Here is a 15,439-nt window from a genome sequence, read left to right on the forward strand (position 1 = left end):
TCAGGTTGGAACCTGCCACGGGCGCGGGCGCGCATGATAACGAACCTGTGGGCATATAGGCGTTATCATGCCCCCCCTTTTATTGCCAACAAGGCCGACTGCAATGACCGATTGGTCCCTCGACCAAGCCCGCAAGACCTACTCGATCCCGCATTGGGCGGACGGTTACTTCGACGTGGATCAGGCCGGGCACATGGTAGTGAGACCGACCGGGGCAGACGGCCCGGTGGTGTCGCTGCCCAAGGTGGTGGACGCGGCCCGTGCGGCCGGTGCCAAGCTGCCGCTGCTGGTGCGCTTCCCGGACATCCTGGGCCAGCGCCTGGGCAAGCTGCAGGCGGCCTTCACCCAGGCCCGCGCCGATTGGGATTACGCCGGTGGCTACACCGCCGTCTATCCGATCAAGGTGAACCAGCACCGCGGTGTGGCCGGCACCCTGGCCAGCCATCACGGTGAGGGCTTTGGCCTGGAAGCGGGCAGCAAGCCGGAACTGATGGCGGTGCTGGCGCTGTCGCGCCCGGGCGGCCTGATCGTCTGCAACGGCTACAAGGACCGCGAGTACATCCGTCTGGCCCTGATCGGCCGCAAGCTGGGCCTGCAGACCTTCATCGTTATCGAGAAGCCGTCCGAGCTGAAGCTGGTGCTGGAAGAATCCAAGGCGCTGGATGTGAAGCCGGGCCTGGGCGTGCGCATGCGCCTGGCCTCGCTGGGCGCTGGCAAGTGGCAGAACAGCGGTGGCGACAAGGCCAAGTTCGGCCTGTCGCCGCGCCAGCTGCTGGACCTGTGGAAGTCGCTGCGCGATACCGAGTACGCCGACTGCCTGAGCCTGCTGCACTTCCATATGGGCTCGCAGATCTCCAACGTGCGCGACATCGCCAACGGGATGCGCGAAGCCACCCGCTACTTCGTCGAACTGTCACAGCTGGGCGCGAAGATCACCCATGTGGACGTCGGCGGCGGCCTGGGCGTGGATTACGAAGGCACCCGTTCGCGCAGCTTCTGCTCGATCAACTACGGGCTGCATTCGTATGCCAGCAACATCGTGCAGCCGCTGGCCAATGCCTGCGAAGAACATGGCCTGACCCCGCCGCGCATCGTCACCGAGTGCGGCCGCGCGATGACCGCGCACCATGCGGTGCTGATCGCCAACGTGTCTGAAGTGGAACAGGCGCAGGAAGGCCGCGTGCCGGACCAGCACGACGACGAGCCGGCTTCGATCCGCCACCTGCGCGAGATCCACGAGGAACTGGACGTGCGCCCGGCGGTGGAACTGTTCCAGGAAGCGCAGCATTTCCATGCCGAGGGCCTGTCCAGCTACGCGCTGGGCCAGATCGACCTGCCGCAGCGTGCGCGCATCGACGATCTGTTCTACGCCATTGCCCACGGTGTGCGTGCGCGCCTGAGCTATGACGAAAAGAGCCATCGCCCGGCGCTGGACGAACTGAACGAGCGCCTGGTCGACAAGTACTTCGTCAACTTCAGCGTGTTCGAATCGATTCCCGATGCGTGGGCGATCGACCAGGTGTTTCCGATCGTGCCGATCGAGCGCCTGAACGAGACGCCGGACCGTCGCGGCATCATCGCCGACATGACCTGCGATTCCGATGGCATGGTCAAGACCTATGTCGAGAACGAAAGCCTGGACAGCTCGCTGCCGCTGCACGCAATGAAGCATGGCGAGAGCTACCGCATCGGCTTCTTCATGGTCGGCGCCTACCAGGAGATCCTGGGCGACATCCACAACCTGTTCGGGGATACCGACGCGGTGGAAGTGCTGGCCGATGCCGATGGCTACGCCATCACCCAGCAGCGCCGCGGCGATACCACCGACGTGATGCTGGACTACGTGGGCTACAAGCTGGATGACCTGCGTGCGGCCTATGCCGAACGCGTGGCTTCGGCCGACCTGTCGCCGGAGCGCGCGCAGGAGCTGTCCGAAGCGCTGGAAGCCGGCCTGACCGGCTACACCTACCTGTCCGACGAACCGCTGGTCTGAGGTAGACGGGAACGCCGGGCATGGCCCGGCGCTACCGGCCCTGATGAGCGCCCGCGCGATCTTCCACCTGTTCCTGCATGCCGCCGTGCCAGCGTTGCTGGCATGGCTGTTCTGGCGCAAGCGCTTCGCCTCGGCGTGGTTGCTGATGCTGCTGGGCTGGATCATCGATCTGGACCACCTGCTGGCCGACCCGATCTATGCACCGAACCGCTGCAGCATCGGTTTCCACCCGCTGCATACCGCACCGGCGATCGCGGTCTATGCCGGGCTGTGCGTGCCGAAGAAAACGCGATTGTTCGGCATCGGATTGATGATCCACATCGTGCTGGACGCGATTGACTGCTGGTGGATGCATCACCGTTGATGCATGGGTGGATGCCGACCTTGGTCGGCGCTTTTGATGCGTGTCGACCAAGGTCGACACCTACCGGGTGCACGGCGACCAGTCGAATTGACGCTTGGTAGAGCCGGCCGTCAGGTTGGCCGCTTCACCCCACCGGCAACCACAACGTTGCACACAGGCCGGGCTGCGCGTTCTCCAGCGCCAAGCGCCCGCCATAACTGGCGGCGATATCCCCCACAATCGCCAGGCCCAGCCCACTGCTGCCCTCGCGCTCATCCAGCCGCACGCCACGCTGCGTGACCTGTGACAGTGACTCCGCGGCCAGGCCCGGGCCGTCATCACGTACTTCGATGCGTAGCTGCCCGTCACTGCTGTCTGCGGTGACGTCCACCTGCTGTTGCGCCCACCGCCCGGCGTTATCCAGCAGGTTGCCCAGCATTTCTTCCAGATCGGCACTGGCACCGGCGAACTGCAGCGCCGGATCGATGCCTTCCGCCGTGAACGCAATGCCGCGTTCGCCATGCACGCGTGCCATCAGCCTGCACAGTGCTTGCGCGACAGCGGCCACGTCGGTGCGCTGGCGATGGTCGGCGGCCAGCCCGGCAGCCAGGTAACGGTCAACACTGGCCTGCATGCGTGCGCTTTGCTCGCGCACGGTGGCGCGCCAGTCCGCGCCGTCGCCATCGGCCTCGGTGGCCAGCACGCTCAGCGGGGTTTTCAGCGCATGCGCCAGATCCTGTGCGCTGGTACGCGCGCGCGCCACCATGCGCTGCTGGTGCTCCAACAGCGCGTTGAGTTCTTCGCCCAGCGGTGCGACCTCCGCACCCAGCCCCTGTGTATCGATGCGCTGCGCGTCGCCGCGACGCACCCGTTCCAGCTGCGCACCGAGGCGATGCAGCGGGCGCAATCCAAAGTGCACCTGGCTGGCCAGCACCGCCAGCCACGCGGCTACCAGCACGGCCAGGGCGATGGCCGTGCGCTGACGGAATGCGGCCACATCCGCATCCAGCGCACTGCGGTCGGTGGCGACCACGACCACGAACGGCTCGCTGGCGCGCGGCAACCGCACCTGCTGCACACGTGCGCGCAGGGATTGCTGCAGCGGCCCGCTCAGATTGCGCGTGGCCGGCCCGCTGGTCGTGGCCGGCAGGGTTTCATCCCACAGCGAGCGCGACTGCAGCAGCACACGGCCATCGGCACCGGCGATCTGCCAGTACGCACCGGAAAACACCCGCTGGAAGCGCGCGTCGTTCGGTTCCTGGCGCAGGCGCAGCTGTCCTTCCGGATCCACTTCGGCCTGTGCCAGCAGGGTCAGCATGTCCTGCTGCAGTTCGTGGTCGAGCCGGTCACGCGCGCTGCGCTTGAACAGTTCGCCCAGCAGTGAACTGGCCAGCAGCGAGACCAGCAGCAGGCCGACGCCGCCGGCCAGCAGCAGGCGCCGTCGCAGCGATGGCTGCCGCGTCATGGCGCGGCCAGCCGCCAGCCCTGGCCGCGCACGGTCTGGATCAGATCGATGCCGAGCTTGCGGCGGACCCGCCCGAGCAGGACGTCCAGCGCGTTGGAGTCGGGATCCAAGCCGCCCTCGAACACCTGTTCACCCAGGCGATCACGGCCGATCACCTGGCCGCTGTGGTGGATGAAGTAACTGAGCAGGCGGAACTCCTGCGGGCTCAGCGACAGCGCCTGCCCATCCAGTTCGAAGCGGCCTGCATTGACGTCCAGTTGCAGCGGGCCGCAGTGCAGGCGCGGGCTGGCATGGCCATGGCTGCGGCGGATCAGTGCGCGCAAGCGCAGCACCAGTTCGTCGGCCTGGAACGGTTTGGTCAGGTAGTCGTCGGCGCCGGCATCGAAGCCGGCCAGCTTGTCGTGCCAGCGCCCGCGCGCGGTCAGCACCAGCACCGGAAAGCTGCGGCCATTGCCGCGCCAGCGCTCGATCACGCTCAATCCGTCCAGCCCGGGCAGGCCGAGGTCGACGATGGCGGCCTGCAGGTCTTCGATCTGGCCGATTTCCTCGGCCTCGCGCCCGTCGGCAACCACGTGCACCACGTAGCCGGCCTGTTCCAGCAGGGGCAGCAGGCGCTGTGCCAGCGCAGCATCGTCTTCGGCCAACAGGATGCGCATCAGTCGTCCAGCTCCGTCTTCAGCAGCTTTCCGCTGCGCGCATCATAGTCCAGCTCCACCACCACGCCGTCGCCGCGCAGGATCTCCACTTCGTAGACGCCATCGTCCAGCTCCACTTCCAGCAGCTGGCCCGGGTAGCGCTTGAGGGCATCGCGCACCACGCTTTCCAATGGCACGTAACGGCCCTGCTGCACGGCGCGGCGCGCGACCTGCTGCGCCGGGTCCTGTGCAGGCGCGGCGGCGGTCGGGGCGCTGGCCAGGGCCAGCAGCAGGGGCAGGGTGGAGAGCATCGGGGTGCAGTGAGAGCTGTAGGAACAGGCGTGAGTGTGCCGGGGGTGACTAACCGTTGGCTAACAGGGGCGGCTAAGACGTTGTTAACCACGGGGTGCATCGTGGCGTTGCCGGGATGGTCCGGTCACGAACACGAACAGGAGAACCCCCATGTTGAAGTCGCTCACCCTCGCCACTGTTGCGCTGCTGGCCATCGCACCGGCTGTACAGGCCGCGCCGCTGGGCATGGCCCAGGTCGAACAGACCCTGCGCAAGGCCGGCTACACCCAGATCCACGAGATCGAACGCGATGACGGCCTGTGGGAAGCCGACGTGAGCCGCGCCGACGGTCGCTTCAGCGAGGTCTACGTTGACCCCAAGACCGGCGAGATCTTCGATGAGCACAGCAGCCGCGCACTGTTGACCACCGAGCAGGTGCTGGCACGGGCACAGGCGCATGGCCTGCGCGAGATCCATTCGCTGGAACGCGATGGTGCGACGTGGTCGCTGGAAGCGCGCAATGCCCGCAACCAGAAGGTGGAAGTGCGCCTGAGCGGTTATGACGGCCGCATCCTGCACAGCGAGCGCGATGGCTGGCTGGATTGATTCGCGTGCCGGTAGGTGCCGACCTTGGTCGGCACGGAAAGCAGAGCGTGTCGACCAAGGTGGACACCCACCGGCACATGCAAGGTCGACACCTACCGGACACGTGCACCGGTAGTGGCCGACCTTGGTCGGCCCAGGCCCGAAGCGGGGCTTACCAGCCAAACGGCGGCGGGTAATCCCAATAGCCCGGGCCGCGGCCGTAGTAGCCGCCGTACGGGCCGTAGAAGCCTGGGCCCTTGCCTTCGCTCACGTGGATGTTGACGTTGACCCCATGGGTCTTGCCTTCATCGGTGGTGTAGTTCTTGCTGAGGTTCAGGGTGGCGGCGTTGTAGTGGCTGTTGCCGCCGTTCTTGGAATAACCGATGCCGGTGGTGAAACTGCCCGACACCTTGACCTTGTCGTCGGTCACGTCGGCGATCTTCGCGTCGTCGTGCACGCGCGGGCCGCTCTTGTCGCCGTAGAACGTGCCCGGCGGGTCCTGCTTCAGGCTCGCATCGTTCAGATAACGCATCGGTGCCTGCGGCAGCGACAGATCCAGCCCGGTCGCCTGCGGCGCGGTCGCGCCAGCAGCGGACTGGGCCAGCACGGTTCCCGGCAGGGCCAGGCACAGCAGCAGGGTCAGGGGGCGGATCATGACGGCGCTCCAGCGGACAGGTGGCCACGCAACACGCGGCGGTACAGGCCGACGCTAGCAGGGGCTGCTTGAATGATGCCTGTCGGCGCCGGATTGGGGTAGAGCCAGGCCATGCCTGGTTGCGCGCTACAACCGCCCGAACCCGAACAGCCCCTGCAGCGGGTGCTTGCGCCGCTCGATCCGGGCCCGCAGCAGCTGCGCGCCGATCATCGAATAGGTGATGCCGTTGCCGCCGTAGGCCATGGCGAAGTGCACCCGTGGCCCCCATTGATCGTGCGGGCCGAAGAACGGCAGGCCGTCCGCCGTTTCGGCGAAGGTGCCGGCCCAGGAAAACGCCGGCACCGGGTCCAGCCGTGGGAACCAATGCAGCAGCTGTTTCATCAGCTTGTCGGCCTTGCGCTCTACGCGCCGATCACGGCGGGCGGGAATGTCGATGGCGTCGTCCAGGCCGCCCACCAGCAGGCGGCGATCGCCGGTGGCGCGCAGGTACAGGTAGGGACGTGCACTCTCCCACACCATCGTGTTCCGCAGCCGGCCCAGCACGTCTGCATCGATCGGATCGGTGATGAAGGCGTAGCTGCTGCGGTTGCGTGCGACGCGCTGCTGCAGCCACGTCTGGTTGGCGTAGCCCATCGCCAGCACGACATGGCGGGCGTGGATCGTGGCGCCGCCCTCGATGAGTGCGGTCACTCCCCGCGCGCTGGTCGTGAGCGTGTGCAGCACCGTACGGTCATGCACATTGCCGCCGCGCCGGCGCACGCGTTGCAGCAGCGCATAGGTCAGCCGATACGGATCGACCCGTGCCGCCTGGCGTGTGAGCAGGGCACCACCGGCGTCCACGTCGAAGCGTTCCTGCAGTGCCTCCGGGCCGAGCCAGCGGGCATCCAGGCCAATGCTGCGCCGGGCCTCACCCTCGGCCATCAGGGTGGGGACGTCACGGTGGCGGCTGGCCAGGTACAGGCTGTCCATGCGCTGGAAATCAACGTCTTTCAGACCGCGAGCGACCTCGCCAAGCGCCGGAATCGCCTCGGCACAGGCCCGGTAGGCCAGCGCGGCGGCGTCCTGGCCATAGCTTTGGGCCAGTTCCAGCAGATGGGTATCTATCTCGTACTGCAGCAGCGCTGTGCTGGCGGCGGTACTGCCCCAGCCGATGTCGCGCTGCTCGATCACCGCCACGTCGTGGCCATGCCGGGACAGTTCGTCGGCAATCAGCGCGCCGGTGATGCCGCCGCCGACCACCAGCACGTCGCAGCGCAGGTCCTGCTGCAGCGGGGGAAAGGCGTGGATCAGGCCGTTGCGTACCGCCCACCACGGGTAGCCACTCTTGAGATCCATGGTCGTGCGTTGCTCAGGCGGTGGGGCGGCCGGTGTGCGGGGTCTGGATCAGTTCGGACAGATCGAAGCCCTGCAGGCGGGCCGCCGCCAGATAATGGTCCTGCACGGTCGCGTCCAGGCGTGGCTCGCGCGCCAGCAGCCACAGGTATTTGCGGTCCGGGCTGCCGACCAGCGCCACGCTGTAGTCCGGAGCAACCTGGATCACCCAGTAGTCGCCCTTGGCGAACGGCAACCAGCGCAGGCCCTTGGGCAGGAAGCTCACCTCCAGCCGCGCGCTGTCGTTGTCGACGGCACAGGCCTCGCCGGTGGCTTCCTCGACCTCGCCGTCCATACGGCAGCGGTTGGTGACGCCGACGTTGCCGTTGTCGAGCAGCGTGTAGTGCGCCGACACGTCGGTGCAGCCCTCCGGTTCATGGCGCATAGGCAGGCGCGCGATCTCGTACCAGGTGCCCAGGTAGCGCGGCAGCTTGAGGTCGGCAACGGTCTTCAGCGGCGGGTGATCGGTCATTGGCGGTCGTTGCAGGGGTGGGCCTCCACGATGCCGATGGCCTTGCCATGGGCGGGTGAAGCCGGGGCGATGGCCGTGTCCAGAACGTTCCGTCGCCCCGACGGAGCGCCCGTTGTCACCGGCGCGGCGGTATCCTGCAGCCAGCGCCGTGTTTTCCTGATCCAGACGAGGTGGAGGTGCCGATGTACCAGGTGATCCTGTTGAAGAGTGAATCCGCGTTCGCACGCGAACAGTGGCCGCAGGTCGATGACCTGGTGGACTACGAAGGCGTGGCCTACAGCCTGCGTGCCGGCCCGCGCCAGCCGCTGCCGACCGACCACGACTGGCACCCGGTGGCGGTGTATGCGCCCGATGAGATCACCGAGGAAGAGTTCCAGGACTGGTACGCGCTGCAGCAGCCCACGGTGGAAGAGCTGCGCCTGAAGTACTGATGCTCGACGCTGCCGGGGCCGCCCATCCGCCCTTTACCGGCTCTGCCGTATAGTCGCGCGCAGGCGCGGTGGTCCGCGCGAACCGGTGTGGCTGGCTTGTCTTCTTTCCTGCGATCGATCCGTGCACGAGGGCCCTGGTGGGTCCTGATGCTGTGCTCCGCCCTCCTGCTGTCCGCGCCGGTGCTGGCACAGGATGAGGACCTCACGCCAAAGCAGCAGTTGGCGCAGATCGAATCCAGCCTGAAGGAGATCGACCGCAAGCGCGGTGATGCTTCGGCCATCGAGACACTGGCCATGTTGTCCGAGAGTGCCTCGCAGGCACGGCGAGACGCTGAGGCGCTGGAAAAGGAGCTGCAGCCACAGTTGGTTCGCCTCGACGAACAACTGGCGCAGTTGGGTACGCCTGCCGAGGGCACTACCGAGCCGCCGGAACTGGCGGCGCAACGGCGCAGCATCACCAAGCAGCGGGACGGACTGGCCGCGTCGGTAGCGCAGGCCAAGACCAGTGCCGTGCGTGCCCAGCAGCTGGCGACCGACATCGACCAGCAACGCGTCGCGCAGCGCACCGAAGAACTAGGGCAGAAGGTTGCCTCGCCGTTGTCTCCCGCGCTGTGGAGCAAAGTTGCCGAGCGCCTGCCGATCGATATCGCACGCGTTGCGCCGTTGGCCGAGCAGGGCCGCGATACCTTCGTCGCCGGCATCCGGGCCAATGGCTGGGGCACGCCGCTGCTGGGCCTGGTGGCTGCACTGGTCATGATGTTCCCGCTGCGGTTGTGGCTGCGCCGGCTGGGTCGTCGCTTTGGTGCGTCCGAGCGTGCACCCGATGGCCGCCTGCGGCGTTCTGGCCTGGCCATGTGGCTGCTGCTGGTGGGGACACTGCTGCCCGGCTATGCCGTGGTGGTACTGATGGCGGCGCTGGACGCCATCGATGCCATCGCGCCGCGCCTGCAGGTGGTGGCCGACGGCCTGGAGACGGCTACCTTCCGCGCCGCCTTCATCGCCGCGCTCAGCGCCTGCATGCTGGTTCCCAAGCGTCCGTCGTGGCGGCTGCTGAATCTGGATGACACCGCCGCACTGAAGCTGCGCAAATACGCCTGGGGTGCGGCGGCGCTGGCCTGGCTGAGCACGGTGCTGGTCGCCCTCGATCAGGCCACGCGTACCAGCGACGTCACCACGGTGGCGCTGGATGGCCTGATTGCGCTGACCTACCTCGGCCTGATCATGGCCATGCTGGTGACCCTGGCGCGCCTGCATCGCCGGCAGACCGCCGAGGCCGAGGCCAAGCTGGAGGCGCAGGCCGATGGCGTGGGTGCGGCCACGCCGGTGCGCCGCAGCAGTTGGCTGGTATTGGCACGCGTGGCGGGCAACATCGCTGTGGCAGCGGCCATCATCGCCACCCTGCTGGGCTATCTGAACTTCGCCAAGTTCGTGAACCAGCAGTTGATCGGCGGCAGCATCGTGGTGCTGGCGGCGACGCTGCTGTTCAAATTCGTCGATGACCTGAGCACGTGGATGCTCAATGCCGACAGCAAGGTCGGCCAGACCATTCTGCTCAGCACCGGCCTGAGCGTATCGCGGCTGGAGCAGGCCGGCGTGCTGCTGTCGGCGGTTCTGCGCACCTTCGTGGTGCTGATCGCGCTGCTGGCACTGGCAGCGCCGTTCGGCAACATCGGCTCGGTCGTTGAACGCGTGGCCTCGCTGGCCAACGGCATCCCGATCACCAAGGACCTGACGCTGCAACCCGGCCGCATCGCCATTGCTCTGCTGGTGATGCTGGTCGGCCTGGCGGTGACCCGGCTGCTGCAACGCTGGCTGACCGACACCTATCTGCCCAAGACCGAGCTGGACCTGGGGGCGCGCAACTCGATCAGCACCATTGCCGGTTACGTCGGCATCATCCTGGTGGGGCTGTGGGCGTTGACCGCCATGGGCCTGAACCTGAAGAACCTGGCGCTGCTGGTCAGCGCGCTGTCGGTGGGTATTGGTTTCGGCCTGCAGGCGATCATCCAGAACTTTGTCTCGGGCCTGATCCTGCTGGCCGAGCGCCCGGTGAAGATCGGCGACTGGGTGAAGCTGGGTGACCAGGAGGGTGACATCCGCCGCATCAACGTGCGTTCGACCGAGATCCAGGTGAGCGACAAGTCGACGCTGATCGTGCCGAACTCGGAACTGATCACCAAGACCATCCGCAACATGACGATGGGCAACAACCAGGGCCGCATCCAGATCCAGTTCGCGGTGCCCACCAGCACCGATGTCGGCAACCTGCGCCAAGCGTTGCTGGATGCGTACACCGCGCACACCAACGTGCTGAAACAGCCGGCGCCGACGGTCTACATCGACAGCATTGCCGGTGGCCAGATCACCATCAACAGCTTCGCGTACGTGGCCAGCCCGCGGCAGGTGTATGCGACCCGCAGCGATCTGTACTTCAGCCTGCTGCAGATCCTGGCCGAGCGGAACATTCCGCTGTCGACCCCGACCGACATCCACATCACCCGCGATCCGCAGGAGTAGGGGTTGTTCTGCAGGGCTGCGCCCTGCACCCGCTACGAGCCGGAGCAACAGCAACGGCAACAGCGTGCATTCCGTGGTCTGGCGGGGCGGTGTCGGAGTGCGGGGACGCCGTAAATCCGTCCATGCGGCTGACACCCCGCACTCCGACACCGCCCCACCTCTGACAGATTCCTGCGGCTGTCGGTAGGTGTCGACCTTGGTCGACACGTCTGTCAGATATCGAAATCAATCTGGGGTCAGATCCGTTTTCCTCCGGAAAACGGATCTGACCCCAAGAGTATTTCCGACAGATTGCGGAAAACTGTCGAAGGCGGGGTGGGTCCGGTTGCAGGAGTGTCCGCGGCATGGATGCCGCGGCCAAGCCCCCATGGATGGGTTTACGGCGTCTCCCGCAACCGGACCCACCCCGCCATCCCACGGAATGCCCGCTGTTGCCGTTGCTGTTGCTGTTGCTTCCGGCTGTTGCTTCGGCGGGCGCAGGGCGCAGCCCTGCAAAGAAACCCCTACCCTCGTGGCCGGCTGCGCGAGGGCACCAGTGCGAACGTGTCCACCGCCAGCTTCTCCGCATGGTTCAACCACGCGCGGATCTCCAGATCATCTACTTCGTGGTCCAGCCCGAATGACACGTTGATCTTGCCGTTGGCATCGGGCTGCACCCACTGCTGCGCCAGCACCACCTTGCGCTGCGAGGACACCGCCTCGATCCAGAAGCCGCGATCCGGGCGCGTGCTCGCCACCAGCTGCAGCATGTACTGGCCGGCACGGGTGCGGCGGCCCTTCTGGGTGATCATGTGCGCCTGGCGCACGCTCGGGCGCGGTCCCTGGAACGCATCCAGCGGTGCATCCACCGCGATGCCGCCACGCAGATCGTTGTCGCGGTACAGCTTGATGCCGTTGTCGCGGTTGACCAGCAGGGCGCACCAGTCACCGTCGGCTGAGCCATCCTCGAATGCGGTGCAACGGTCGACGTAGGCCAGGGTGTTGTCCGGGTTGGCATCATCGAACTGGCGCGAGGTGTTTTCCAGATACACGGACTTCAAACCCCAGTCCTTGTCGTACTCCAGCAACACCGGTGGCTGCACGTGCTGCAGGCCCACCACCACCTGGTCATCGCCATCAATCTTCAGCTCGCGGGTCGGTTCGCCCAGCCACAGTGAGCGGGCGAAGGCCAGGTACTGCGGATAGTCACGGCCGCCATCGCGCTGGGTGGCTACGCTGGCGCTGGGCGCGCGCTGGGTATCGATCAGTGAACGGCCGAAGCCCATCGTCTTCAGGTTCGGGTCAAGCAGGCTGAGCAGGGTCGCACCCGAATCCAGGGTGGTGCCGGCATCGGCGCTGAGCTGCTGCGGGGCAATGCCATCGCCAAGGAACAGCAGCAGGTTCTCGCGCTTCTGCCGGGTCAGGATATGGGTCAGATCGTTGGGCATCGCCAGGTGGTCGGAAGCGATGACGATCAGTGTGTCCTTGCCGTACGGGCTGGCCTGGATGCGTTCGACCAGCTGCGAGATCAAGCGGTCGCTGCACTTGAGCGCGTTGAGCATGTTGATGTTGCCGTACTGGCTCTGGTAGCGCTCGCCCTTGCACGACACCGGCAGATGACCTGCCGGGTGGTGGGTATCCATGGTCAGCGTGGTCAGCATGAACGGTGAACCGGCGCGCGAGAGCTGCTCGAAGCGCTGATAGGCGGTATCCAGCAGCACGTCATCGTGCACGCCCCACGCCGAGTAGTGGATGCGGCCGATCTTCTTCTGCTGCTTGAACCACGCCAGGTCATGGACTTCATCGAAGCCGTGGCTGGCCAGGAACTGGCCCTTGCCAGCGAACTGGCCGTTGGCACCACCCAGGTAATGGTTGGTGTAGCCCTGCTGCTTGAGGTAATCGCCCAGGCACACGGCCTTGGGCAGGAAGCTGCCCATGCGGTCCATGCTGTTCTCATCACCCTGCGAGGTGGTCAGCGGCACGCCGCACATCGATGACACCAGGCCGGCGATGGTCCAACCGCTGCCCTCAGCGGAGGCAAGGCCGCGCACGTCCAGCGACTCAGATGCCAAGCGGTTGAGGTTGGGCATCAGGCCCGGGAAAGCGCTCTCGTCCAGATAGGTACGTTCCAGGCTTTCGCCGTAGATCCAGACGATGTTGCGCGGACGCTGCAGCGGCTGCGTCGGCACCTGGTACTCGGGGGCGATGCGGGCGAAGTCGACCGGACGCAGCTGCTGGTAAAGGCGCTGGCCGTCGCGGGCCAGCGGGCTGATCATGATCGCGGCCACCCACACGGCCGCGAAACCGGCGAACAACGCGCCACCGTGGCCGGGCCGGCGCCAGCGCTTCACCCGCGTCGCGAACAGCGGCAGCAGCGAGACCAGCGCCAGCACGATGAAGCCGGCGATATAGCCCTTGAAATCGGAGACACCGGCGCCTTCCATATCGGCGCCGAGGTGGTACAGGGTGGCGGCATTGAGCCCATCACCGGAGAGTTTGTCGATCAGCCACCATGCGCTGAGCATGAGCAGCAGCAGCGAGAGTGAACCGGCCTTCCACCACACCCATTTGCCGGACGCGAGGAACAGCCAGCACAGCAGCAGCAACGACAACAACAGTATCCAGAGCATAGGCAGCTTCGGCAGTGACGGGATGTTGATGGACGTCGTACCGACGCGTGTCCATCCGACCGGCGCTGTCGCAAGCACATACACATGACAGGCCGATGACCCGATAGTGCATGCACGAACCTGACTGAAATGTTTGTTGAAATGACGCGCGCGCAATCGCGTTCAGAAGGTAAAACGAGCGTGAAAGGGTTCGTTGGATTGCATTAAAAACCGCATGAATACGGATGTTTTCATTGATGCGCTAGCGATGCCCGCGTTCTTCGCGCGCCCGCGCACGACGATCGAACAACAACGCGCTGGTAACGATGCCCAGCCCGAGCACCACGCCGATGAACAACAGAATCAGGGCGATGAGCGGGTAGCCGAACAGATGCCAGCCGGTGTCGATCTTCATCATCATTGCCGCAGCCATGATCAATGCCGCGCTGATGATGCCGGCCGCCACGCGGTTGGCGATCTTCTGCAGGTTTTCCATCAACCGCGATTCTTCCAGGCCGGTCACCTTCATCTGCAGGCGGTTCTCGGCCAGCAGCGCCATGATGTCCGACAGCTTGCGCGGCCCATCGCGCAGCAGCTGCTGCAGCTCCATCGCCTCGCTGGCGAGGTTGGCGGCAGACAGCGATTTCTTCAGGCGTGCGCGCATCACGTGCTGCAGCTGGCGCTCGACGATGCGGCGGGTATCCAGGTCCGGTGCCAACAACCGGCACACGGTTTCCAGATTGAGCAGGGCCTTGCCCAGCAGGCTCAGCTCCGGCGGCGTGCGCAGGCCGCAGGCGGTGGCGATGCGCACCAGGTCCAGGACCACGCGGCCTTCCGAGAAGCTGCCACTGGCGGCGTAGCGCGCAATCAGCTGGCCGGTCTCGCGCAGGTAGCGCTCTTCGTCGAATGCCTCCAACCGCGTGCTGATGCTGATCAGGTCGTCGGCCACTTCTTCGCCACGGCCATCGACAGCGGCGAACAGGATCTTCAGCAGCCGCTCGCGCAGGCGCGGCGGCATGTGCGCGACCATGCCCAGGTCGAAGATCGCCAGCCGTCCATCGGGCATCACCCGCAGGTTGCCGGGATGCGGGTCGGCATGGATCTCGCCATGCACGAAGATCTGGTCCAGGTAGCCGCGGATCAGCGCCGCCGCCAGCGGGTCCATTGATTGTTCGGTGCGGCGGACATCGGGAATCGCATCCACGCGCACGCCGGTGGCCAGTTCCATCGTCAGCACGCGCTGACTGCTGTAATCCCACAGCGGCTGCGGTATCCACAGGCGGCGGAACGGCTTGAGATGGCGGCCGAAACGGGCCAGGTTCTCGGCCTCTGCGTGGTAGTCCAGCTCCTGCATCAGGGTCTTGGCGAACTCGTTGAGCCAGTCGCGCAGGCGCACCCGACGGCCGACCTGGGTCAGATGGTCGGCGGCCAGCGCGAAGCTGCGCAGTGCCTCCAGGTCCGAGCGCAGCTGAGCAGCGACCTCGGGTTTCTGAACCTTCACCGCCACCTGGCGGCCATCGTGCAGCACCGCGCGATGCACCTGCGCGATCGAGGCACAGCCCAGTGGCTCGGGATCGAACGCGGCGAACAGCTTGTTCACCGGCGCGCCCAGCTCCTGTTCGACGATGGCATGGATGCGAGCGACCGGAATCTCGGCCACCTTTTCCTGCATGCGCTCCAGCGCCGTAGCGAACTCCACCGGCACCATGTCCGGTCGCGTGGACAGCATCTGGCCCAGCTTGACGAAAGTCGGCCCCAGGGCTTCCAGGTCGCTGACGAACTGTTCCGGGTTTCCGTCGGCGGGCACGTCGGCCTGATTGCTGGCGGCGTCCAGGTTCATGCCCGAGAACACGCCCGAATGGCGATAGCGCATCAGCAGGCGCAGGATCTGGCTGCGCCGGTTCATGCCCTTGACCAGCGGAGGGTTGCCATTGGTGGTGGGCGGATTGCTCAAGCGGAACTCCCATGCGACGGATACAGGTAGTGCCGGCCGCTGGCCGGCAATGTCCGGAACTGCGCGGTTGCCGGCCAGCGGCCGTCACTACCGGATTCCGCAGTGTCGCCGGGGGGCGGTAGGCATGCAGTGAATCCGA

Annotated in this window: 13 protein-coding genes; 5 read left to right on the forward strand and 8 right to left on the reverse strand. The window is 66.1% G+C overall.

The window, feature by feature from the left end:
• The first annotated feature begins 103 nt into the window (after positions 1 to 103).
• The gene (speA, locus tag AC13GA_RS11945; RefSeq protein WP_046984198.1) at positions 104 to 1,993 is read left to right on the forward strand and encodes an arginine decarboxylase; all 1,890 of its coding nucleotides are present in this window, start codon (positions 104 to 106) and stop codon (positions 1,991 to 1,993) included.
• Positions 1,994 to 2,036: 43 nt separating this feature from the next.
• Positions 2,037 to 2,357 (forward strand): DUF6122 family protein, encoded by a 321-nt coding sequence (locus tag AC13GA_RS11950; protein ID WP_006474656.1) that lies wholly within the window; start codon positions 2,037 to 2,039, stop codon positions 2,355 to 2,357.
• Positions 2,358 to 2,481: 124 nt separating this feature from the next.
• Here the strand turns inward: AC13GA_RS11950 and AC13GA_RS11955 are convergent, their stop codons facing one another.
• The 3 genes from AC13GA_RS11955 to AC13GA_RS11965 are packed head-to-tail and all read right to left on the reverse strand — an operon-like array spanning position 2,482 to position 4,747.
• Positions 2,482 to 3,801, reverse strand: a complete 1,320-nt coding sequence (locus AC13GA_RS11955) for a sensor histidine kinase (protein WP_482998219.1) — start codon at positions 3,799 to 3,801, stop codon at positions 2,482 to 2,484.
• Complete coding sequence (locus AC13GA_RS11960; protein WP_482998220.1) at positions 3,798 to 4,457, reverse strand: response regulator transcription factor; 660 nt, start codon at positions 4,455 to 4,457, stop codon at positions 3,798 to 3,800. Before AC13GA_RS11960 ends, AC13GA_RS11955 begins: the two co-directional genes overlap by 4 nt.
• On the reverse strand, positions 4,457 to 4,747 hold the full coding sequence (locus AC13GA_RS11965; protein WP_046984201.1) for a PepSY domain-containing protein: 291 nt from the start codon (positions 4,745 to 4,747) through the stop codon (positions 4,457 to 4,459). The genes AC13GA_RS11960 and AC13GA_RS11965 overlap by 1 nt, the downstream gene beginning before the upstream one ends.
• A gap of 151 nt (positions 4,748 to 4,898) precedes the next feature.
• Here AC13GA_RS11965 and AC13GA_RS11970 point away from each other — a divergent pair, with 151 nt between their 5' ends.
• A complete protein-coding gene (locus tag AC13GA_RS11970) occupies positions 4,899 to 5,333 on the forward strand; it encodes a PepSY domain-containing protein (protein WP_049451153.1) in 435 nt (144 codons plus the stop codon).
• Between the two features lie 151 nt (positions 5,334 to 5,484).
• Here the strand turns inward: AC13GA_RS11970 and AC13GA_RS11975 are convergent, their stop codons facing one another.
• The 3 genes from AC13GA_RS11975 to AC13GA_RS11985 all read right to left on the reverse strand — a co-directional run bounded on the left by AC13GA_RS11975 (position 5,485) and on the right by AC13GA_RS11985 (position 7,810).
• The gene (locus AC13GA_RS11975; RefSeq protein WP_006399397.1) at positions 5,485 to 5,967 is read right to left on the reverse strand and encodes a hypothetical protein; all 483 of its coding nucleotides are present in this window, start codon (positions 5,965 to 5,967) and stop codon (positions 5,485 to 5,487) included.
• A 126-nt stretch (positions 5,968 to 6,093) separates the two neighbouring features.
• Positions 6,094 to 7,302, reverse strand: a complete 1,209-nt coding sequence (locus AC13GA_RS11980) for an NAD(P)/FAD-dependent oxidoreductase (RefSeq protein WP_482998221.1) — start codon at positions 7,300 to 7,302, stop codon at positions 6,094 to 6,096.
• A gap of 13 nt (positions 7,303 to 7,315) precedes the next feature.
• On the reverse strand, positions 7,316 to 7,810 hold the full coding sequence (locus AC13GA_RS11985; protein WP_136639270.1) for a lipocalin family protein: 495 nt from the start codon (positions 7,808 to 7,810) through the stop codon (positions 7,316 to 7,318).
• Positions 7,811 to 7,992: 182 nt separating this feature from the next.
• On the opposite strand from AC13GA_RS11985, the gene AC13GA_RS11990 reads away from it, so the two are divergent.
• Positions 7,993 to 8,241 carry a hypothetical protein gene (locus tag AC13GA_RS11990; protein WP_006399378.1) on the forward strand — a complete coding sequence of 83 codons (249 nt, stop codon included), beginning with the start codon at positions 7,993 to 7,995 and terminating at the stop codon, positions 8,239 to 8,241.
• 147 nt (positions 8,242 to 8,388) lie between these two features.
• Positions 8,389 to 10,758: a DUF3772 domain-containing protein gene (locus AC13GA_RS11995; protein WP_482998222.1), complete on the forward strand. Its 2,370-nt coding sequence runs from the start codon at positions 8,389 to 8,391 to the stop codon at positions 10,756 to 10,758.
• Between the two features lie 503 nt (positions 10,759 to 11,261).
• Here the strand turns inward: AC13GA_RS11995 and AC13GA_RS12000 are convergent.
• Both AC13GA_RS12000 and AC13GA_RS12005 read right to left on the reverse strand, forming a co-directional pair.
• Entirely contained in the window at positions 11,262 to 13,367 is a 2,106-nt protein-coding gene (locus AC13GA_RS12000; RefSeq protein ID WP_482998223.1) for a phosphoglycerol transferase I, read from the reverse strand.
• A gap of 241 nt (positions 13,368 to 13,608) precedes the next feature.
• Positions 13,609 to 15,300 carry an ABC1 kinase family protein gene (locus tag AC13GA_RS12005; protein ID WP_208043613.1) on the reverse strand — a complete coding sequence of 564 codons (1,692 nt, stop codon included), beginning with the start codon at positions 15,298 to 15,300 and terminating at the stop codon, positions 13,609 to 13,611.
• Between the last annotated feature and the right edge of the window lie 139 nt (positions 15,301 to 15,439).

The sequence above is a fragment of the Stenotrophomonas sp. 22DLJC03 genome (assembly GCF_056861405.1).